At 70.6% G+C, this 18,492-nt stretch carries 20 protein-coding genes; 10 read left to right on the top strand and 10 right to left on the bottom strand.

What is annotated here, in order from left to right; genetic code table 11:
- Window positions 1-72: 72 nt before the first annotated feature.
- The 4 genes from Vlu01_RS09700 (at window position 73) to Vlu01_RS09685 (ending at window position 4,034) form a co-directional block, all read left to right on the top strand.
- Complete coding sequence (locus tag Vlu01_RS09700; RefSeq protein WP_203996757.1) at window positions 73-1,860, top strand: RelA/SpoT family protein; 1,788 nt, start codon at window positions 73-75, stop codon at window positions 1,858-1,860.
- Window positions 1,861-1,934: 74 nt separating this feature from the next.
- Window positions 1,935-2,477 carry an NUDIX hydrolase gene (locus tag Vlu01_RS09695; RefSeq protein ID WP_203996755.1) on the top strand — a complete coding sequence of 181 codons (543 nt, stop codon included), beginning with the start codon at window positions 1,935-1,937 and terminating at the stop codon, window positions 2,475-2,477.
- Window positions 2,474-3,349: a nucleotidyltransferase family protein gene (locus Vlu01_RS09690; protein ID WP_203996753.1), complete on the top strand. Its 876-nt coding sequence runs from the start codon at window positions 2,474-2,476 to the stop codon at window positions 3,347-3,349. Before Vlu01_RS09695 ends, Vlu01_RS09690 begins: the two co-directional genes overlap by 4 nt.
- A gap of 397 nt (window positions 3,350-3,746) precedes the next feature.
- On the top strand, window positions 3,747-4,034 hold the full coding sequence (locus Vlu01_RS09685) for an Lrp/AsnC family transcriptional regulator (protein WP_164449239.1): 288 nt from the start codon (window positions 3,747-3,749) through the stop codon (window positions 4,032-4,034).
- 47 nt (window positions 4,035-4,081) lie between these two features.
- On the opposite strand, the gene Vlu01_RS09680 is transcribed toward Vlu01_RS09685, so the two are convergent.
- The 5 genes from Vlu01_RS09680 to ctaE all read right to left on the bottom strand — a co-directional run bounded on the left by Vlu01_RS09680 (window position 4,082) and on the right by ctaE (window position 9,165).
- A complete protein-coding gene (locus Vlu01_RS09680) occupies window positions 4,082-4,771 on the bottom strand; it encodes a DUF4142 domain-containing protein (protein ID WP_203996751.1) in 690 nt (229 codons plus the stop codon).
- A 165-nt stretch (window positions 4,772-4,936) separates the two neighbouring features.
- A complete protein-coding gene (qcrB, locus tag Vlu01_RS09675) occupies window positions 4,937-6,556 on the bottom strand; it encodes a cytochrome bc1 complex cytochrome b subunit (protein ID WP_203996749.1) in 1,620 nt (539 codons plus the stop codon).
- Complete coding sequence (qcrA, locus tag Vlu01_RS09670) at window positions 6,553-7,638, bottom strand: cytochrome bc1 complex Rieske iron-sulfur subunit (protein WP_203996747.1); 1,086 nt, start codon at window positions 7,636-7,638, stop codon at window positions 6,553-6,555. Before qcrA ends, qcrB begins: the two co-directional genes overlap by 4 nt.
- An 11-nt stretch (window positions 7,639-7,649) precedes the next feature.
- A complete protein-coding gene (gene qcrC, locus Vlu01_RS09665; RefSeq protein WP_203996743.1) occupies window positions 7,650-8,489 on the bottom strand; it encodes a cytochrome bc1 complex diheme cytochrome c subunit in 840 nt (279 codons plus the stop codon).
- A gap of 76 nt (window positions 8,490-8,565) precedes the next feature.
- A complete protein-coding gene (ctaE, locus tag Vlu01_RS09660) occupies window positions 8,566-9,165 on the bottom strand; it encodes an aa3-type cytochrome oxidase subunit III (protein WP_203996741.1) in 600 nt (199 codons plus the stop codon).
- 107 nt (window positions 9,166-9,272) lie between these two features.
- On the opposite strand from ctaE, the gene Vlu01_RS09655 reads away from it, so the two are divergent.
- From Vlu01_RS09655 to Vlu01_RS09640, 4 genes are all read left to right on the top strand, one after another.
- Window positions 9,273-10,271 carry a cytochrome c oxidase assembly protein gene (locus Vlu01_RS09655; protein ID WP_373307326.1) on the top strand — a complete coding sequence of 333 codons (999 nt, stop codon included), beginning with the start codon at window positions 9,273-9,275 and terminating at the stop codon, window positions 10,269-10,271.
- Window positions 10,272-10,435: 164 nt separating this feature from the next.
- Window positions 10,436-10,834, top strand: coding sequence for a response regulator (locus Vlu01_RS09650; RefSeq protein WP_203996739.1), 399 nt, complete (start codon window positions 10,436-10,438; stop codon window positions 10,832-10,834).
- An 84-nt stretch (window positions 10,835-10,918) separates the two neighbouring features.
- Window positions 10,919-11,965, top strand: coding sequence for an anthranilate phosphoribosyltransferase (trpD, locus tag Vlu01_RS09645; protein ID WP_203996737.1), 1,047 nt, complete (start codon window positions 10,919-10,921; stop codon window positions 11,963-11,965).
- Between the two features lie 186 nt (window positions 11,966-12,151).
- Window positions 12,152-12,349: a hypothetical protein gene (locus tag Vlu01_RS09640; protein WP_203996729.1), complete on the top strand. Its 198-nt coding sequence runs from the start codon at window positions 12,152-12,154 to the stop codon at window positions 12,347-12,349.
- Between the two features lie 56 nt (window positions 12,350-12,405).
- Here Vlu01_RS09640 and Vlu01_RS09635 read toward each other — a convergent pair whose 3' ends face one another.
- Window positions 12,406-12,834: a cytochrome c oxidase subunit 4 gene (locus tag Vlu01_RS09635; protein ID WP_203996727.1), complete on the bottom strand. Its 429-nt coding sequence runs from the start codon at window positions 12,832-12,834 to the stop codon at window positions 12,406-12,408.
- Between the two features lie 10 nt (window positions 12,835-12,844).
- A complete protein-coding gene (gene ctaC, locus Vlu01_RS09630; RefSeq protein ID WP_203996725.1) occupies window positions 12,845-13,807 on the bottom strand; it encodes an aa3-type cytochrome oxidase subunit II in 963 nt (320 codons plus the stop codon).
- A 192-nt stretch (window positions 13,808-13,999) separates the two neighbouring features.
- On the opposite strand from ctaC, the gene Vlu01_RS09625 reads away from it, so the two are divergent.
- On the top strand, window positions 14,000-15,151 hold the full coding sequence (locus Vlu01_RS09625) for a cysteine desulfurase family protein (RefSeq protein ID WP_203996723.1): 1,152 nt from the start codon (window positions 14,000-14,002) through the stop codon (window positions 15,149-15,151).
- Window positions 15,148-15,399 carry a sulfurtransferase TusA family protein gene (locus Vlu01_RS09620; RefSeq protein WP_203996721.1) on the top strand — a complete coding sequence of 84 codons (252 nt, stop codon included), beginning with the start codon at window positions 15,148-15,150 and terminating at the stop codon, window positions 15,397-15,399. The genes Vlu01_RS09625 and Vlu01_RS09620 overlap by 4 nt, the downstream gene beginning before the upstream one ends.
- Before the next feature lie 155 nt (window positions 15,400-15,554).
- On the opposite strand, the gene Vlu01_RS09615 is transcribed toward Vlu01_RS09620, so the two are convergent.
- The 3 genes from Vlu01_RS09615 to Vlu01_RS09605 all read right to left on the bottom strand — a co-directional run bounded on the left by Vlu01_RS09615 (window position 15,555) and on the right by Vlu01_RS09605 (window position 18,427).
- On the bottom strand, window positions 15,555-16,532 hold the full coding sequence (locus tag Vlu01_RS09615; protein ID WP_203996719.1) for a carbohydrate kinase family protein: 978 nt from the start codon (window positions 16,530-16,532) through the stop codon (window positions 15,555-15,557).
- Between the two features lie 235 nt (window positions 16,533-16,767).
- A complete protein-coding gene (gene erpA, locus Vlu01_RS09610; protein ID WP_013735179.1) occupies window positions 16,768-17,136 on the bottom strand; it encodes an iron-sulfur cluster insertion protein ErpA in 369 nt (122 codons plus the stop codon).
- A gap of 151 nt (window positions 17,137-17,287) precedes the next feature.
- Window positions 17,288-18,427 (bottom strand): glycerate kinase family protein, encoded by a 1,140-nt coding sequence (locus tag Vlu01_RS09605; RefSeq protein WP_203996717.1) that lies wholly within the window; start codon window positions 18,425-18,427, stop codon window positions 17,288-17,290.
- Window positions 18,428-18,492 lie beyond the last annotated feature (65 nt).

Raw genomic sequence — 18,492 nt, 5'->3', positions numbered from 1 at the left:
CGTTTCGAGGGTCTGCTCCCGCTTGCCGGATTCCGGTGGTGGTGGCGCAGCAGGCGTGAGGGGGTGTCCCAGGTGGACGTCAACGCCGGACACGGCGGTGCCCTGGGCGGCGCGCTCCCGACACAGCCCGGCGAGTTGCCCCTGACCAGACGGCTCCGATCGCTGCTCACCTGGCCGACCGCCGAGACCGAACCGGTCGGCCAACTGGTACGCACCCACCGGACCATCCACACCGGCGCCGACCCCAGCGTGCTGCGCCGCGCCTACACCATCGCGGACAACATGCACCGCGGCCAGTTCCGCAAGAGCGGGGAGCCGTTCATCACCCACCCGCTCGCGGTGGCCCAGATCTGCGCGGAACTCGGCATGGACACCACCACCCTGGTCGCGGCGCTGCTGCACGACACGGTGGAGGACACCCGCTACACCCTGCAGGCCCTCGCGGAGGACTTCGACCACGAGGTCGCCCACCTGGTCGACGGGGTGACCAAGTTCGACAAGGCGTTCTACGGGCAGGCCGCCGAGGCCGAGACCATCCGCAAGATGATCATTGCGGCCGGCAAGGACGTCCGGGTGCTCATCATCAAGCTCGCCGACCGGCTGCACAACATGCGCACCCTGGGCGTACGCTCGGCCGCCTCCCGCGAACGCATCGCCCGCAAGACCCAGGAGGTGCTGGTACCGCTCTGCGACCGGCTGGGTATCCAGACCCTGAAGCGGGAGTTGGACGACGTGGTGCTGCTGCACCTCGAACCGGACGAGCACGCCCGCATCGCGCGGCACGTGCACGACCGGCCCGGCTGGGACAGCTACCTCGCCGAGGTGGTCGCGCAGGTCAAGGGGGCGCTACGGCGCAGCCGGGTCGACGCGGCGGTCGCTCCGCGACCCCGGCACCTGTACTCGATCTGGAAGGACACCGTGGCCGGCGGCCACACCGTCCCGTTCGACCTGCCCCGCATCACCATCGTGGTGGACGGCCCGACGACCGACTGCTACGCGGCGCTCGGCGCGGTGCATGGTCTGTGGCGTCCGGTGCCGGGCCGATTCAAGGACTTCATCGCCTCACCGAAGAACAACCTCTACCGCTCGCTGCACACCAGCGTCTGTGGGCCGAAGAACCGTACGGTCGAGGTGTTGATCCGCACGGCGGAGATGCACCGCGCGGCGGAGTACGGGGTGGCCGCCGACTTCCGCTTCCCCCGTTCCGGCGGGGGCAGGGCCTCCACCGGGCAGCTCGACTGGCTGCGCCGGGTGCTGGACTGGGAACAGGATGCGGCCGACCCGGCGCAGTTCCTCCACTCGCTGCGCTGCGACCTGTCCGAGGCGCAGATCCAGGTGGTCGCCGAGGGCCGGCAGATCGTGCTGCCGGCCGGCGCCACCCCGGTCGACCTGGCGTACGAACTGGGTACCGACCGGGGTGAGCGGTGCCTCGCGGCACGGGTCAACGGTCGACTGGTGCCGCTCTCCTCCGAGCTCGAGGAGGGTGACGTGGTGGAGATCTTCACCGAGACCGACGAGGAGAGCAGCCTCGACGCCGAGGTGGCCCCGCGTGGGCCGCGTCGGGAATGGCTGGGGTTCGTCAAGTCACCGCACGCGCAGATGCAGATCAACCGGTGGTTCGCCGAGCACAGCGAGCCGGGCATCTCGATCAGCGACAAGGTGCGTCTGGGCCGGGCCACCATCGGGCTGGCCTTACGTCGGTACAACCGGGGGCTGGCCAGCGATCTGCCGCTGCTGCGCCTGTCGGAGGAGCTGGGCTACCCGGATCTGGAAACCCTGCTGGTGGCGGTTTTCGACCGGGTCATCGAGCCGGACGCGGTGGTGCGCCAACTCATCGACCTGGTTGACCACCGTCAGTGACCGTTGTGGCCCCGTGCCCTACCGGGCGTGGTCCTCGTGGCGCGAAGGTGCCTCACGACCACTAGCCTGAAGCCATGATCCCCCGTACGCGCCGCACCGGGCGCGCCGTCGCGTACCAGGTCTTCTACCGGCTGCCGCTGCCGGTACGACGTCGGCTGGTCCGGATGGCCGTGCCCAAGTACATCGTCGGGGCCGTCACCCTGCTCCGGGACAGCGAGACCGCAGGGGCCGGACGGTTGCTGCTGCTGCGGCAGCCGCCGGGCCGAGGGTGGACCCTGCCGGCGGGGTTGCTGCAACGCGGCGAGCACCCGGCGGTCGGTGCCGCCCGGGAACTGTTCGAGGAGACCGGTGTCCGGCTCTCCCCCAGCCGGCTCACTCCGGCGGTCCCCAACGCGGTCGTGCACGCCAAGGGGTGGGTGGATGTGGTGTTCACCGCCGAGGTGCCGGCGTCGAGCACCGAGCTGACCGTCGACGGCGCCGAGGTCTTCGAGGCCGCCTGGCACCCGCTGGACGACCTGCCGAAGCTGACCTGGCCGACCGCCCGCCTGCTGGCCTACTACGACATCGGTCCGCTGGCCGGGCAGTTCCCCCCACCGCTGCCCGACGCAACGCCATGACCGGGCCGGAGGGTGTCCCGTCGACCGCCGACGGCCTCTGCGCGGTGGTGCTCGCCGCCGGTGAGGGCACCCGCCTACGACCGCTGACCGAACGGGTACCCAAGGCGCTCTGCCCGGTGGGCAACGTGCCGCTGTTGGACCGGGCGCTGGCCCGGCTCGCCGGTCTCGGCCTGAGCGGCCCGGATACGGTCGCGGTCAACGCCTGCTACCTGGGCGACCAGGTGGTGGAGCGGGTGGGTACCCGGGCGCACCTCTCGGTGGAGCCGGGCAGCCCGCTGGGCACCGCGGGCGGTGTGGGACGGCTGCGGGACTGGATCGACGGCCGGGGCGTCCTGGTCGGCAACGCCGACGCGTACCTGTCCGATCCGGCGGCACCACCCGGTCCGGACATCGCCGCGCTGCTGGACGGTTGGGACGGCGATTCGGTACGCCTGCTCGGTCAGCCGGCCAGCGACCCGACGGCGCCGGGCACCTTCGACGGGCACGTCTTCACCGGTTTCTCCCTGTTGCCGTGGCGGCTGGTCCGCGAGCTGCCCGCCACCTTCGGCGACCTGGTACGCGCGGTGTGGCGTCCCGCCGAAGCGGCCGGCCGGCTGGACGTGATCCCCTTCCCGGGCACCTTCATCGACACCGGCACCCCCGCCGATTACCTGGCCGCGAACCTGCACGCCGCCGGTGACGGTTGCCTGATCGACCCGACCGCCACGGTCACCGGCGACTGTCACCGCTGCGTCGTCGGTGCGGGCGCCACCGTCCGGGGGACGGTCAGCCGCAGCGTGATCTGGCCGCAGGCCAGCGTCGGCGACGAGGAGCACCTGCGGGACGTGATCCGGGTCGGCGTCGACCTGACCGTCCCAGCGGTCACCGCCTGATCCGGTGCTGACCGACCTCTCCGCCACCGCCCACGACCACGACCACGACCAGAATCACCACCGGTAATAGCCGCACCGGCCGTCACATTCCCCCTCGCATCCTTTGCTCTGCTTCAACAGACGCAACAGTCACCCTCCGTACTATCGATGACCGACCCCCGCCGCGGGCACTGATCGCATCACCCCTGCAAGGCGGGGTTGTGCGTCGGTTGAAGCAGAGCAAAGCGTGGATGGAGGAGACGGGGTGGGCGGCGGTCGACGGGGCCCAGCGTCACGGCGCGTAGCAGTCACTCAGGGTTGCCACGCCTTGTGGGGCGGACGGACCGCTACACCGCACCGCGTCGGTGCCACGCGGTTAGCATGAGCGACGACGCGACGCCGACGAACGGAGAGCCACGTGATCACCGCGATCGTGCTGATCGACTGCGCCACCGACTCGATTCCCGAGGTGGCCGAGGCGCTGGCGAACCTGCCGGGGGTGAGCGAGGTCTACTCGGTGGCCGGGCACGTGGACCTGATCGCGATGGTCCGGGTCCGCGAGTTCGACGAGATCGCGCAGATCATCGCGGGCAGCATCTCGAAGGTGCCGGGGGTGCTCAACACCGAGTCGCACATCGCCTTCCGGGCGTACTCCCGGCACGACCTGGAGGAGGCGTTCGCCATCGGGTTGGGCAGCACCGACTGAGCCGGCCCACCCGCGCGGGGTGGACCGGCTCGCCTCGTACCGCCGGGTCAGCTCTGCTGCGGCACCGGGACCTCGGTGCCACCCGGAACCGGCGCCTCCTCGGTGACGGTGCCACCCGGAGCCGGCTCGGTGCCGCCCGGAGTCGGCGTGGTCACCCCCGGAGCCGGGGCGGTGCCACCCGGGCTGGGCGTACCGCTCGGGCTGGTCTCCGGGACCGGGATGCCGAGCTCCTCGGCCAGCATCACCAGGGCGTCGTAGTGCGCCTGCAGGACCGGCAGCGCGGTCTGGGCCAGCTGAACCACCTGCGGCTCGGTGCCCTGCGAGATCTCGGTCTGGGTCGCCTGGATGGCCTGGACGTGGCCCGCCAGGCCCTGGGTCACCCAGAGCCGGTCGAACTCTTCACCGCTGGCGTTGTTCAGCTGGTCGAGAGCCGTCTGCTGATCGGTGGTGGGCTCGTCGGACAGCTCGACGTTGAGCTGTCCGGCCAGGTCCTGCACCGACTGGTCGAGCTCGGTGTGGTCCGTGACGAACTGCTGCCCCAGCTCCTTGACCTGCTGGTTCTGACCCTTCTCCTGGGCCAGTTCACCGGCGGCGATCTCGTAGAGGTTGGTCTGGTGGATCGCCTGCAGGTACTGGGTGTCCTGTTCCGACGGCTGCGCCGCCTGCGCTGCTGCGGCGGGTGCGACACCGACCAGCACCAGCGCGGCCAGCAGGCCGAGGCGTTTGATACCCAACATGCTTCCTCCCCGTTGAGACGTTGGACCGCACGGATACCCGGCTGACCGGGGTTATTCCTGCGATCCGGCGGCGACGGGAAGCGGCGACGACGTCCGGAAGAGGCCAAACGGGCGTGGCGCCCGCCGGAGGAATCCGACGGGCGCCACGTCACGTTGCGGCGGATCTCAGGGGCGGTTCTCCCCGCTGGTGATCTCCTCCCGATCCGGGCGCGGCTCGACCGGAGGGTGCCCCGGTGAGACCGGCGCCTCGGCCGGCTTCTCGATCGGGTAGAAGAATCCACGGATGGCCGGGCCGAGAGCACCGAGCCGGTTCATCTTCTTCGGCACCACCCAACCGACGTACTCCAGCTCGCCGTGCTCCTTGCCCGCGCTGAGCGGCTGGTGCACCTCGACGAACCGGCCGTCCGGCAGACGCCGGATGATGCCGGTCTCCACGCCGTGAGCGAGGACCTCCCGGTCGTGCTGCTGCAAGCCGAGGCAGATCCGGTAGGTGACGTAGTACGCCAGCGGCGGCAGGAGCAGCAGACCGATCCGGCCGGCCCAGGTCATCGCGTTCAGGCTGATGTGGAACTTGTCGGCGATGACGTCGTTCGCACCCGTAAGGGTCAGGATCAGGAAGAACGTGATGGCCATGACGCCCAGGCCGGTGCGGAACGGCACGTCGCGGGGACGCTGGAGCAGGTTGTGGCTGCGGTAGTCCTTCAGGTGGCGAGCCTCCATGAAGGGGTAGAGCAGGGATATCCCCACCAGGATGCCGGGTAGCACCACTGTCGGCCAGAACAACGGCGGGATCACATACCCGTCACCGATCGGGATATTGATCTCCCAATCGGGCATCAGCCGCGTGGAGCCGTCGAGGAACATGACGTACCAGTCGGGCTGGCTGGCGGCGGAAACCACCCACGCCTCGTACGGGCCGAACAGCCACACCGGGTTGATCTGGAACAGACCGCCCATCAGCGCGATCACGCCGAAGACGACCATGAAGAAGCCGCCCTGCTTGATCGCGTAGCGGGGGAACATCCGCTCGCCGACCACGTTGCCGTTCGTCCGGCCCGGTCCCGGCCACTGGGTGTGCTTCTGCTTGAACACCAGCCCGAGGTGGGCGGAGATCAGCGCCACCAGCAGGCCCGGGACCAGCAGCACGTGAGCGATGTAGAACCGGCTGATGATGATGGTGCCGGGGAACTCGCCGTCGAAGACCGCCGCAGTCACCCAAGAGCCGATCACCGGGATGGACAGCATGATCGCCGAGGCAATCCGCAGGCCGGTGCCGGAGAGGCCGTCGTCCGGCAGCGAGTAGCCGGTGAAGCCGGCCAGGAAGCCGACCCAGAACAGCAGCGAGCCGATGATCCAGTTGGTCTCACGCGGCTTGCGGAACGCGCCGGTGAAGAAGACCCGCAGCATGTGCACCACGATCGCGGCCATGAACAGCAGCGCCGACCAGTGGTGCATCTGGCGCATGATCAGGCCGCCGCGGACGTCGAAGGAGATGTCCAGCGTCGAGGCGTACGCGGCCGACATCGGCGTGCCCCGCAGCGGGGCGTAGCTGCCGTTGTAGATGACCTCGGTCATCGTCGGCTCGAAGAAGAAGGTCAGGAAGACACCGGTCAGCAGCAGGACGATGAACGAGAAGAGCGCGATCTCGCCGAGCAGGAAGGACCAGTGGTCCGGGAAGACCTTGTTGAGCAGTCGGCGCAGCGGAGTCGCCACCTGGAAGCGGTCGTCGACCGCCCGGGCGGTGTTGCCGGGCACGGCTGCTACGTCAAACTTTCGCCGCTTCACGGCCGCTCCCAGAAGTCGGGCCCGACGGGTTCAGTGTAGTCGGACGTAGCCACGAAGTAGCCCTCGGCGTCCACCTCGATCGGCAGCTGCGGAAGCCGCCGACTGGCCGGACCGAAGATGGGCTTGGCGTTGTCGGTGATCAGGAACTGCGACTGGTGGCACGGGCAGAGCAGCCGGTTGGTCTGCTGTTCGTACAGGCTCGCCGGGCAGCCGGCGTGCGTGCAGATCTTCGAGTACGCGGCGTAGTTGCCCCACATGTAGCCGCCGTGGCCCTCGCGCTCGTTGTTGCGCCGGGATGCCTCGGCGTCCTCCTCGCGCAGGTGGATCAGCAGCGTGGGCGAGTCGGCGTACCGGTTGCTCACCCCGTGCTCCACGCCGGGGAAGACGGTGATCTGACCGCCGGCGCTGATGTCGGCCGGCCGGATGGGCCGACCGTCCTCACGGACCAGCCGGATCTTCTGACCGTCCCGAGGGGCGAACCCGGTGGTCATCATCTGGTTGTCCTTGTGCGGGTCAGAGATGAGCCCGCCGACCAGCGGCGCCGCGGCGACAGCGCCGACCGGCAGGAGGCCGGCCAGCAGCGACACACCGAGCAGCGGCCGGCGCTTGACCCCCAGTTCCTCGGCCATGTACGCCATGGTCTCGCCGGTGATCCGCCGGTCCTCGGCGGGCACCGCGCCCTCGTGCCGATCCTGGATCGACACCTCCTTGGGCAGCAGTTTCTTGCCCCAGGTGAGGATGCCGAAGCCGACGGCGAGCAGAGCGATGCCGAGGGTCACGCCGAGCAGCGGGGTGTAGAACTTGTCCCCGCCGCGACCCGGCTCGTACTCCCAGGGCCACCAGATGTAGATCACCAGGAAGGCGGTCGCCGCCAGGCCGGTCAGCAGGAAGAAGGCCGCCACGGTGCGAACCAGCCGCCGCTCGGCCTTGGTGCCCGCGACCACCTGCGGCTCGTAGTGGACGATCTCGATGTCGTCCCGCCGGGCACCCTCACGAACGATGTCGAACCGGCTGAGCCGTGGGTCGTTCACGTCGAGCGGTTCCCCGTCGGACAGGGCCGGCTGCCCGGTCTGGCTGCTCATGGTTCCCCCGCTCACGATTTACCCGCGATCCACAGGCTGGCGAAAACCAGCGCGACGATGCCGACGAGGAAGATCGCAACACCCTCGGTGGAGGGTCCGTACCGGCCCAGGTTGAAGAAGCCGCCCGGATCGCCGTCGTTGTTCAGCGTCTGCTGGATGTAGGCGATGATGTCGGCCTTCTGCTCCGGCGTGATCTGGTTGTCGCCGAAGACCGGCATGTTCTGCGGGCCGCTGAGCATCGCGGAGTAGATCTGCCGGTCGGTGGCCGGGCCCAGGCTCGGCGCGTACTTGCCCGAGGAGAGGGCACCGCCGCCACCGCTGAACGCGTGGCACTGCGAGCAGTTGATCCGGAAGAGCTCGCCGCCGAGCGCGACGTTGCCGTCGGCGTGCAGGTTCTCGCCCGACGGAACAACTGGGCCGCCGCCGAGCTCCTGGACGTACGCGGCCAGCTGGTCGATCTCGTCGCGGGTGAACACCACGGGCTTGCGCGCCGCCTGGGCCTCCTGCCGGGCCATCGGCATCCGGCCGGTGCTCACCTGGAACTCGACCGAGGCCGCGCCGACGCCGATGAGGCTCGGCCCGCGCCCCTCGACCCCCTGCGCGTTGCTCCCGTGGCAGGTCAAGCAGCTCACGTCGAACAGCGCCTTGCCGTCGGCGGCGGCGGTGCTCAGCGGCGGGTTCTCCTGCGCGGCGGCGCCAGGGGCGAGGACGGTGTAGGCGCCGCCGGCCAGCATCAGCGCGGCGACCAGCCGGACCGCGGCACCCAGCCGGCGGCGGCCCCTGCTGGGCGCCCCGGGCCGCCCGCGCAGCCGCGCGAGCAGACCGCGTCGGCGGTCGTTGTCAGAAGTCATGACCTGTGTCCTTAACCGGTTGGACCTTGTCTTGCGGGGGTGAAGCAGCGGCAAGGCGTCGGGCGCCGCGCCAAGATCACTGAAGCCAGTAGATCATGGCGTAGAGCGCGATCCACACGACGTCGACGAAGTGCCAGTAGTACGACACCACGATCGCCGCGGTGGCCTGAGCCGGCGTGAACCGGCCCATGGTGGTGCGGATCATGAAGATCACGAAGGCGATCAGACCGCCGGTGACGTGCAGGCCGTGGAAGCCGGTGGTCAGGTAGAACACCGACCCGTAGCCGTCACCGTTGATCTTGATGCCGTGGGACACCAGCTCGCGGTACTCGTTGAGCTGGCCGAGCACGAAGATCAGGCCCATCACGAAGGTGATCGTGAACCAGCGCCGCAGTGCGTGGACGTCACCCCTCTCAGCGGCGAACACGCCGATCTGGCACGTCACCGAGGACAGCACCAGGATCGTCGTGAACGCCGTCGCATACGGGACGTTGAGCACCTGCGTGTGCTCCGCCCACTGCTCCGGCGCCGCCGCGCGGATGGAGAAGTACATCGCGAACAGCGCCGCGAAGAACATGAGTTCACTGGAGAGCCAGACGATCGTCCCGACGCTGACCATGTTGGGGCGCGTCAGAGAGTGGATCCGGCTCTTGTCAATGGCTGGGGCCGCAGTCACGCGGTCATTATGGCCGCTCACCACGGCCGGCGATCAGCGGGGGGTGAAACCCGGCCCAGCATGGCCCGATCGGTACCGTCCGGTTCGCCTGACCTAGGCTGATTGGCGTGCTGCACGTCGATCCGATCTCCTGGGCCGCACCGGGCGCGCCGCTGCTCAACGCGGTCGCGACCGACTCGGCCGCGACCGAGGTGACGACCATCTCCGGGGCGTTGGCGGCCGAGGTCGCCCCGCCGTTCTCCATCACCGCCGTGGTCACCGAGTCCCGGCTGGACAACTGGCTCGCCGTCGCACTGGTCCTCGCCGCGGGTCTCTACCTGTACGGGGTGTACCGGCTGCGGCTACGCGGCGACCGCTGGCCGATCTCCCGGACGATCTTCTTCCTCGGCCCCGGCCTCGCCGGCATCGCCCTGGTCACGGTCACCGGGGTGGGCGCCTACGACACCACCCTGCTGTCGGTGCACATGGTGCAGCACATGGTTCTGTCGATGATCTCGCCGATCTTCCTGGCGCTGGGCGCGCCGGTGACCCTCGCTCTGCGTACGCTGCCAACCGGCCCGCGCAAGCGGCTGCTCGCGGTGGTGCACAGCCGGATCGCCCGGATCTACACGTTCCCGCTGGTGGCGTTCGCCATCTTCGTGGTGAACCCGTTCGCGCTCTACTTCACCGACCTGTACCGCTACACGCTGGACCACGTCTGGGCGCACGAGCTGGTGCACGCGCACTTCATCATGACCGGCTGCGTCTTCTTCTGGCCGCTGCTCGGCCTGGACCCGCTCCCCGGGCGCTGGCCGTACCCCGGCCGGGCGCTGCTGATGCTGCTGTCGGTGCCGTTCCACACCGTGCTCGGGCTGACCATCATGCAGAGCACCACCCTCTTCGGCGGTGACTGGTACCCCTCGCTCGGGCTGAGCTGGGCCGACCCCTGGGACGACCAGGTGCTCGCCGGCGGCATCGTGTGGGCCGGCGGCGAGTTCGTCAGCGTGACGATGCTCGCAGTTCTGGTGGTGCAGTGGATGCGCCAGTCCGAGCGGGAAGCCCGCCGGGTCGACCGCGAGCTGGACCGCCAGGAGGCCCGCCAACGGGCGGCGGAAGCCACCACCTGAGGGACATCGGCAACCGGCCCGGGGCGGCGTGTCACCCGCACCACACCGACCGGTACGATCAGCCACGCAGCTACGAAGTGGGAGCCGTTGGAAGCCATGAGCGAGCCAGTCGAGCTGGGTGCGAATGAGCCTCAGGACGGCACGAAGCGAAGCGGAGTGTCGGCATGAGCGAGCGTCTGTGCACCGTCCTGCTCTACAGCGACGACCCGCAGGTGCGGGACCGGATGCGGCTCGCCGTCGGCACCCGACCCGCGGCCGACCTGCGAATCGAGTTCGTCGAGGCGTCCACCTACGCCGAGTGCATCCGACTGGTCGACGACTACGAGATCGATCTGATGCTGCTCGACGGTGAGGCCAGCCCCGGCGGTGGCATCGGCATCGCCCGGCAGATCAAGGATGATCTGCCGGACGATGCCCCACCGACCTGTGTGGTGATCGCCCGCGCCGCCGACCGCTGGCTGGCGTCCTTCGCCGAGGTCGACGCCACTCTGGTTCACCCGCTGGACCCGGTCACCACCGCCGCCACCGTGACCGATCTGCTGCGCGCGAACGCGCCCGCCTGACGTCCCACTCCGGCACCGCCACGGCGCCGGGCGAGCCGGCGCCGGTCCCGTCCCACCCGCAACCGTCTGCTCGGGAGGCCCACCATGGGCGATCGGACCTGGCCGCTCCTGCTCGCCGCGCTGCTGCGCGGTGAGGAACTACCCGCCGCCGACACCGCCTGGGCGATGGGCGAGATCATGTCCGGGTCGGCCGAGCCGACCCAGATCGCCGGCTTCGCCGTGGCGCTGAGAGCCAAGGGCGAGACTCCGGCCGAGGTGACCGGGCTGGTCGAGGCGATGCTCCGCCGGGCCGTCCCGATCGAGTTGCCCGAGGAGGTACGCGCCGAGGCGATCGACGTCGTCGGCACCGGTGGCGACCTCGCGCACACGGTCAACATCTCCACGATGACGGCGCTGGTCGTGGCCGGGGCCGGCGTACGCGTGGTCAAGCACGGCAACCGGGCCGCCTCGTCCTCCTGCGGCACCGCCGACCTGCTGGAGTTCCTCGGCATCCCACTGGATCTCGGGCCCGAGCAGGTGGCCCGGTGCGTGGCCGAGGCGGGCATCGGTTTCTGCTTCGCCGCCCGGTTCCACCCCGGCATGCGCCACGCGGGTCCGGTCCGCCGGGAGCTGGGGGTGCCGACCACCTTCAACTTTCTCGGCCCGTTGACCAATCCGGCCCGTCCCCACGCCGGTGCCGTCGGCTGCTTCGACGAGACGATGGCGCCGGTGATGGCGGCCGTCTTCGCGGCGCGGGGCGACTCGGTGCTGGTCATGCGCGGCGAGGACGGGCTGGACGAGTTCACCACCGCCGCCGCGACCCGGTTCTGGATCGCCCAGAACGGCACCGTCAGAGAGACCGTGGTGGACGCGATCGACCTCGGCGTACCCCGGGCCACCCTCGCCGACCTGCGCGGGGGCGACGCGGCCCACAACGCCGACGTCGCTCGGCGCCTGCTCGCCGGCGAGCCGGGACCGGTGCGCGACGCGGTCCTGGTCAACGCCGCGGCGGCGCTGGCCACCCAGGGACCCCTGGACGGCGATCTGACCGAGGCGCTCCGCGCCGGCCTGGACCGGGCCGCCGAGGCGATCGACTCCGGGGCGGCGGCCCGCACCCTCGACCGCTGGATCAAGATCGCCGGCGCCGTCTGACCCCCGCTCGCGTCCTTCCGGCTCGATCCGGCCGAGGTCGGAGCTGTTCCGCACCCACCACCGCACCCGTCGGCCGACTCCGTGCCGCCCGGTGCGCGGATCGGCTGTCGGACGGCCATGGGAAACTACACCCGAGTAGTTCCGGCGATCTCCGCCGACCTGGCCGCCGAACGGAAGGAGAGGTCCGTGTCGGAGCGACAGCTTCACTGCGACACCTGCGGCAGCAGCCAGCCGTTCGAGGCACCGCCCTGCGTCGACGGTCACGGTGCCGACTGCCCCGAGCTCGCCTGCACCGGCTGCGGGGCGGCGATCGTCACGTTCATCATCCACGCGCCGCGCCGGGCGATGCGCCGTCGCAAGACGGTCCAGCACCGTGCTGCCTGACCCACCGACGACGACAGGGCCCGCCCCGAGGGGCGGGCCCTGTCGTGCTTCGAGGTTCAGTGCTCGGCGGTACGCCGGGTGCCGCTGTAGTACTCGAACAGCAGGCCACAGGCGGCCATGATCACGGCCACCGCGCCAAGGCCGATCATCCAGTACTGCCAGAACGCCAGGCCCAGACCGCCGAGCGCGGCGGCCAGCGCCAGTGCGAACGGCCAGTAGCTACCCGGGCTGAAGAAGCCGATCTCGCCCGCGCCGTCAGCGATCTCAGCGTCCGGCCGGTCCTCCGGGCGCAGGTCGATACGGCGGGAGACGAACCAGAAGAAGCCGCCACACATCGCGCAGAGCAGGAACGACAGCAGGAGGGCCACGGTGCCGATCCACTCGATCCGACCGTCCGACTCGCCCCACGTCCAGGCGCCGTACAGGACGCTGGCGAACAGCAGGAACCCGGCGATGATCAGGAAGATACGCCACTCGGTCTTCATGCCGGTTGCCTCAGCTTCCCGTGCCGGCCGGAACAGTGTCCGGGTTGAAGTTGCTCTCGGTCCGCCGCGTCTCGAACGGCTTCGTGGTGATCGCGTACGGCTCCTCGCCGATGGACGTCAACGCCTCCTGGGTCGAGGCACCGCCCTGCTTGGCCGTGAGGAAGCGGTCGAAGTTCTCCGGTGAGACGACCCGCAGCTCGAAGTTCATGAAGGCGTGGTAACTGCCGCACAGCTCGGCGCAGCGGCCCACGTACGCTCCCTCGCTCTCCAGTGAGGAGACCTCGAAGACGTTGCGGATGCTGCCGGGCATGACGTCCCGCTTGAACAGCATCTCGGGCACCCAGAACGAGTGGATGACGTCGCGGCTGGTCTCCTCGAACCGGATGGACCGGTTGGTCGGCAGCACCAGGATCGGGATGACCTCGCTGGTGCCGAGCACCGACGCGGTGGTGTCAGCCTCGACACCCTGACCGTCGCGGTAGTTGAACTGCCAGTTCCACTTGAAGGCCACGACCTCGACGGTGACGTCGGGGTTGCTGGTGGTCTTCACCACGTCGGTCTGCACCACCGCGGTGTAGTAGAACAGCACCGAGACGATCAGCACCGGCGCGATGGTGTAGAGGAACTCCATCGGCAGGTTGTAGCGGGTCTGCACCGGCAGTTCGTTGCCCCGCTTGCGGTAGCGGACGACACACCAGAAGATCAGGCCCCAGACCAGGAAGCCGACCGCGAGCGCCGCGACGCACGAGGCGATCCACAGGTCGTACATCCGCCGTGACTCAGGAGTGATGCCGCCCTGCGGCCAACCGAAGCCGTCAACCGCTGCTCCGACGTCACAGCCCGTGAGCAGGACCAGCAGAGCCGCCCCACCGAATCCGAGCCCGGCGAGACGCCCGGCACGACGCCCACCGGCTCGCGGGGATGCGCTGCGCCGTACGGCCGTCGGCCGTACCTCCGAACTCCTTGCGACCACCTGGTCCTGCCTCCCTAGCGCGCCGCGGTGTCTCGTTCCGGCCGGCTCCGCCGAGCGGAGCCGCCGCACCGGCGGCAAAGGCGTCACCGACGGTCGCAGATTACTCGACCATGCCAGGCTGGACCCGGTTGGGGTCGTTGTCCCCACCCGACCGGGGATCTTGTGCCGACCGAGGCGATAGCGTGGGCAGACGTGACTCCCTCCCCCGTCTACCTGGACGCGGCCACCGCCGCGCCGCTGCACCCGGTCGCCCGGCAGGCGCTGCTGGCCGCGCTCGACGACGGCTGGGCCGACCCCGATCGGCTCTACTCCCAGGCGCGGCGCGCCCGCCAGTTGCTCGACGCGGCCCGCGAGGCCACCGCCGACACCCTCGGTGTACGCCCCGACGAGCTGTCCTTCACCCCCAGCGGCACCAGCGCCGCACACACGGCCGTCCTCGGTGGCCTGCGCGGACGCCGACGGGTCGGCAGTGTCCTGGTGCACTCGGCGATCGAACACTCAGCCGTGCTGTACGCCGCCGAACAGCACGTGGCCGGCGGCGGTAGGGCCGTCGAGGTGCCGGTCGACCGTCTCGGCCGACTGGATCTGGACGCCTGGTCGACGGCGGTCGCCGGGGCTCAGGTGGCGTCGGCCGCGCTGATCGCGGCCAGCCACGAGGTGGGCACCGTCCAGCCGGTCGAGGCCGCCGCGGCGGCCTGCGCCGAGGCGGGGGTGCCGCTCTGCGTCGACGCCGCGCAGGTGGTGGGCCGGGCACCGGTGCCGACCGGCTGGTCGGTGTTGACCGCGAGTGCCCGCAAGTGGGGCGGTCCGCCCGGCGTCGGGCTGCTCGTGGTCCGCAAAGGCACCCGCTGGGAGTCGCCCTGGCCGTCCGACGAGCGTGAGTCGGGGCGTACGCCCGGCACGGTCAACCTGCCCGCGGTGGTGGCGGCGGCGGCGAGCCTGCGCGCGGCGGCGGCCGACGCGGCGGCCCAGGCGGTGCGGCTGTCCGCGCTGGTGGACCGGATCCGGGCCCGGGTGGCCGCCGAGGTGCCGGACGTGGAGGTGGTCGGCGATCCGGAGCACCGGCTGCCGCACCTGGTGACCTTCTCCTGCCTGTACGTCGACGGCGAGGCGTTGCTGCACGCGCTGGATCGGCGGGGTTTCGCTGTCTCGTCGGGCTCGTCGTGCACCTCCGCCACCCTGCGCCCCTCACACGTGCTGGAGGCGATGGGGGTGCTCTCGCACGGCAACGTCCGGGTCTCCCTGCACGCCGGCACCACCGAGGCCGACGTGGAACGCTTCCTCACCGAACTACCGCAGATCGTCGCCGACCTGCGGGCGGAGGCGGGGGTGACGGGCCTGTGACGACCTCCGACCCCGCGGCTTCCGGCGCCCCCGCCGACGAGGTGCTCGACTGCCTTGGCCAACGTTGCCCGCTGCCGGTGATCGCGCTCGCCCGCCGCCTGCCGGAGCTGCCGGTCGGCGCGGTGGTGCGGGTGCTCGCCGACGACCCCGCTGCGGCGGTGGACATCCCGGCCTGGTGCCGCATGCGCCAGCAGGAGTACCTCGGTCCCGCTCCCGGCCCCGCCTACCGGGTCCGCCGAACACGCTGACCCCGCAGGTCCCGCCTAACCGACCCGAAGATCCGCACAACTTCACCGAAGTTGCTGGCTCCAACGCCCGCGTGGCAGCAACAACAGGGAAGTTGCGCAAATCATGAACCGGGCGGCAGGTCTCGTGCCGGACGGGGGTCGGGGAGGCGGCGGGGTCAGGGCAGCAGGTGGGGGCGGAGTTCGTCGGCGGCCTGGTCGCCGTAGGACTCGGCGAGACGCTTGACGAACACGTCGCGGCGCACCTGGTACTCCTGAGTGCCGACGGTCTCCAGCACCAGGGTGGCGAGCAGGGAGCCGACCTGGGCGGCCCGTTCCAGCCCGAGGCCCCAGGACAGAGCGGTGAAGAACCCGGCGCGGAAGCCGTCGCCGACCCCGGTGGGGTCGACCGCCTGGGTCTCCCGGGCGATCGGCACGTGGATCGTCTCGATGTCCCGGCCCGCGATCTCCACCCCGTGCTTGCCCAGTGTGGTGACCCGGATCTTCACCCGGTCCAGCAACTGGTCGTCGGAGAGGCCGGCCTTGCTCTGCAACAGCGACTTCTCGTAGTCGTTGGTCATCAGGTAGTCGGCACCGTCGATCAGCGCCACCACGTCCTTGCCGGGCATGCGGGCGAGTTGCTGGGACGGGTCGGCGGCGAACGGGTAACCACGCTCACGGCACTCGGCCGAGTGACGCAGCATCGCCTCCGGGTCATTGGCGCCGACCAGGACCAGGTCCAGCCCACCGAGACGTTGGGCGACCGGGTGCAGCTCGATGTTGCGAGCCTCGCTCATCGCCCCCGCGTAGAAGGAGGCGATCTGGCACATGTCGGTGTCGGTGGTGCAGACGAACCGGGCGGTGTGGGCGATTTCGCTGACGTGCACCGACTCGCAGTCCACCCCGTGGCGCTCCAGCCAGGAGCGGTAGTCGGCGAAGTCGGCGCCGACGGCGCCGAGCAGCACCGGCTGGAGACCGAGCTGCCCCATGCCGAACGCGATGTTGGCGGCCACCCCGCCCCGGCGTAGCACCAGATCGTCCACCAGGAAGGAGAGCGACACCTTGTGCAGCTGGTCGGCGATGAGCTGGTCGGCGAACCGGCCCGGGAAGCTCATCAGGTGGTCGGTGGCGATCGAGCCGGTCACGGCGATCTTCATGGCAACCCTCGGGATCGGCAGCAGAGCCCGATCAGCCTACCGGCACCCCCGCCCCCAAGCGACCGCCCCGCCACCCGAACCTCAGCACGGTTGATCATGAGGTTGTTGTCACGCCACGCCGGTGTGGATGACAACAACCTCATGATCAACCCTGCGGGGCGGGGGAGAGGGCGGGGAGGTGCGGACGGCGGCAGGGCCTGGTGAGGCCGTGCCGCCGTCTGGGTGGAGCTGGGAGTCAGCTGAAGGAGTCTCCGCAGGCGCAGGAGTTGCCTGCGTTGGGGTTGTCGATCGTGAAGCCCTGGGCGTCGATCCGGTCGGCGAAGTCGATGGTGGCGCCGGCCAGGTAGGGGGCGCTCATCCGGTCAACGACGACCTCGACACCGTCGTAGTCGGTGACGACGTCACCGTCGAGCGAACGCTCGTCGAAGAAGAGCTGGTACCGCAGGCCGGAGCAGCCGCCCGGCTGCACGGCGACCCGGAGCCGCAGGTCGTCGCGGCCCTCCTGCTCGATCAGGGCCTTGACCTTCTGCGCCGCGACGTCGGTGAGGACGACGGACGTGGGGGCCTTGGCCTCGGTCGACTCGGTCTGCGCTGGCGTGGTCACGTGGAATTCTCCCTGCGGCGCGTCGGTGTGGTCCTCCCCTGGCCAACGTCAGCCGCCGGTCAGCGATTCCCACAGTGGTCCAGTTTCTGATTGTAGGCCGCCGCTGGCCGCGTGACCCGGCGGCGTGACCAGGCACTCGGTGGGGACCGGGTCAGCGGCTCCACTGCCGGGCCAGCCGGGCACCCAGCTCCCGCAGCCCCTGCGCCGGCCGCTCCAGGGCGGCGGCCAGCCCGCCGCGCTCCTCGCCGCCGAAGTGCTCCACCAGGCTGTACGTGTCGGTGACCCCGACCGACGCCGCCTCCCGTCGCCCGGTGCTGACCTGACCGGCGAGCACCACGCAGGGTACGCCCCGGTCGCGTGCCGCGCCGGCCACTCCGGCCACCACCTTGCCGCGCAGCGACTGGTGGTCGAACCGGCCCTCCCCGGTGACCACCAGATCGACCTCGTCGAGCACCGTCTCCAGCCCGACGGCCCGGCTGACCAGCCCGATGCCGGACTCGCACCGACCGCCGAGCGCGAGCAGCGCGGCACCGACACCGCCCGCCGCGCCGCCGCCCGGCAGCGCGCCCAGCCCGCTGGGGCAGCCCGGCAGGTCGCGCTCCAGCACCTCGGCCCAGCGTCCGAGGGCGGCGTCGAGCAGCAGCACGTCGGCCCGGTCGGCCCCCTTCTGCGGTCCGAAGACGTTGCTCGTGCCGTGCAACCCGAGCAACGGGTTGTCGACGTCGGTGGCGGCGATCAGTCGGGCGTCCCGCAGCCGGGGTGCCCCGTCGAGCGTCGCCGCCGCAGCCAGCGCCGCACCGCCGTACGGCAGGGCCGCGCCACTGTCGTCCAGCCCCACCGCACCGAGGGCGGCGAGCATTCCCGCACCACCGTCGTTGGTGGCCGAGCCACCGAGCCCGACCACCACCGTGCGCGCGCCGGACTCGACGGCAGCGGCGATCAGCAGACCCAGGCCGTACGACGTGGTGACCAACGGGTTCCGTTCGGCGGCGGCGAGCAGGTGCAGGCCGCAGGCCTGAGCGCTTTCCAGCCACGCGACCGCGCCGCCGTCGGTGAGCAGCATCTCACCGGCGACCGGACGACCCAGTGGATCGGTTGTCGACACCGGGACCCGCTGGCCCGGCAGCGCCTCGGCGAGCACGTCGAGGAAACCCGGTCCCCCGTCGGCCAGCGGTCTGACCAGCAGCTCGTCTCCGGGCGCCACCTCCCGCCAGCCGTCGGCCACGGCGGCGGCGACCTGCGGGGCCGGCAGCGTACCGGCGAACTTGTCCGGGCAGAGCAGTACGCGCATGCCTGGCAGTGTGGCAGCCCACACCCGTACGGACGGCACGACGGTCATGCTGTGGGACCATGGAG

The organism is Micromonospora lutea (genome assembly GCF_016863535.1).
Classification (GTDB): domain Bacteria; phylum Actinomycetota; class Actinomycetes; order Mycobacteriales; family Micromonosporaceae; genus Micromonospora; species Micromonospora lutea.
This window is presented reverse-complemented; position numbering and strand designations above follow the sequence as displayed.

Bases quoted from the DNA above. Each gene is read 5' to 3' on its own strand.
- Vlu01_RS09695 (WP_203996755.1), top strand. From the start codon at position 1,935: ATGATCCCCCGTACGCGCCGCACCGGGCGCGCCGTCGCGTACCAGGTC.
- Vlu01_RS09690 (WP_203996753.1), top strand. From the start codon at position 2,474: ATGACCGGGCCGGAGGGTGTCCCGTCGACCGCCGACGGCCTCTGCGCG.
- Vlu01_RS09680 (WP_203996751.1), bottom strand. From the start codon at position 4,771: ATGTTGGGTATCAAACGCCTCGGCCTGCTGGCCGCGCTGGTGCTGGTC.
- qcrA (WP_203996747.1), bottom strand. From the start codon at position 7,638: ATGAGCAGCCAGACCGGGCAGCCGGCCCTGTCCGACGGGGAACCGCTC.
- qcrC (WP_203996743.1), bottom strand. From the start codon at position 8,489: ATGACTTCTGACAACGACCGCCGACGCGGTCTGCTCGCGCGGCTGCGC.
- Vlu01_RS09650 (WP_203996739.1), top strand. From the start codon at position 10,436: ATGAGCGAGCGTCTGTGCACCGTCCTGCTCTACAGCGACGACCCGCAG.
- trpD (WP_203996737.1), top strand. From the start codon at position 10,919: ATGGGCGATCGGACCTGGCCGCTCCTGCTCGCCGCGCTGCTGCGCGGT.
- Vlu01_RS09635 (WP_203996727.1), bottom strand. From the start codon at position 12,834: ATGAAGACCGAGTGGCGTATCTTCCTGATCATCGCCGGGTTCCTGCTG.
- Vlu01_RS09615 (WP_203996719.1), bottom strand. From the start codon at position 16,532: ATGAAGATCGCCGTGACCGGCTCGATCGCCACCGACCACCTGATGAGC.
- Vlu01_RS09605 (WP_203996717.1), bottom strand. From the start codon at position 18,427: ATGCGCGTACTGCTCTGCCCGGACAAGTTCGCCGGTACGCTGCCGGCC.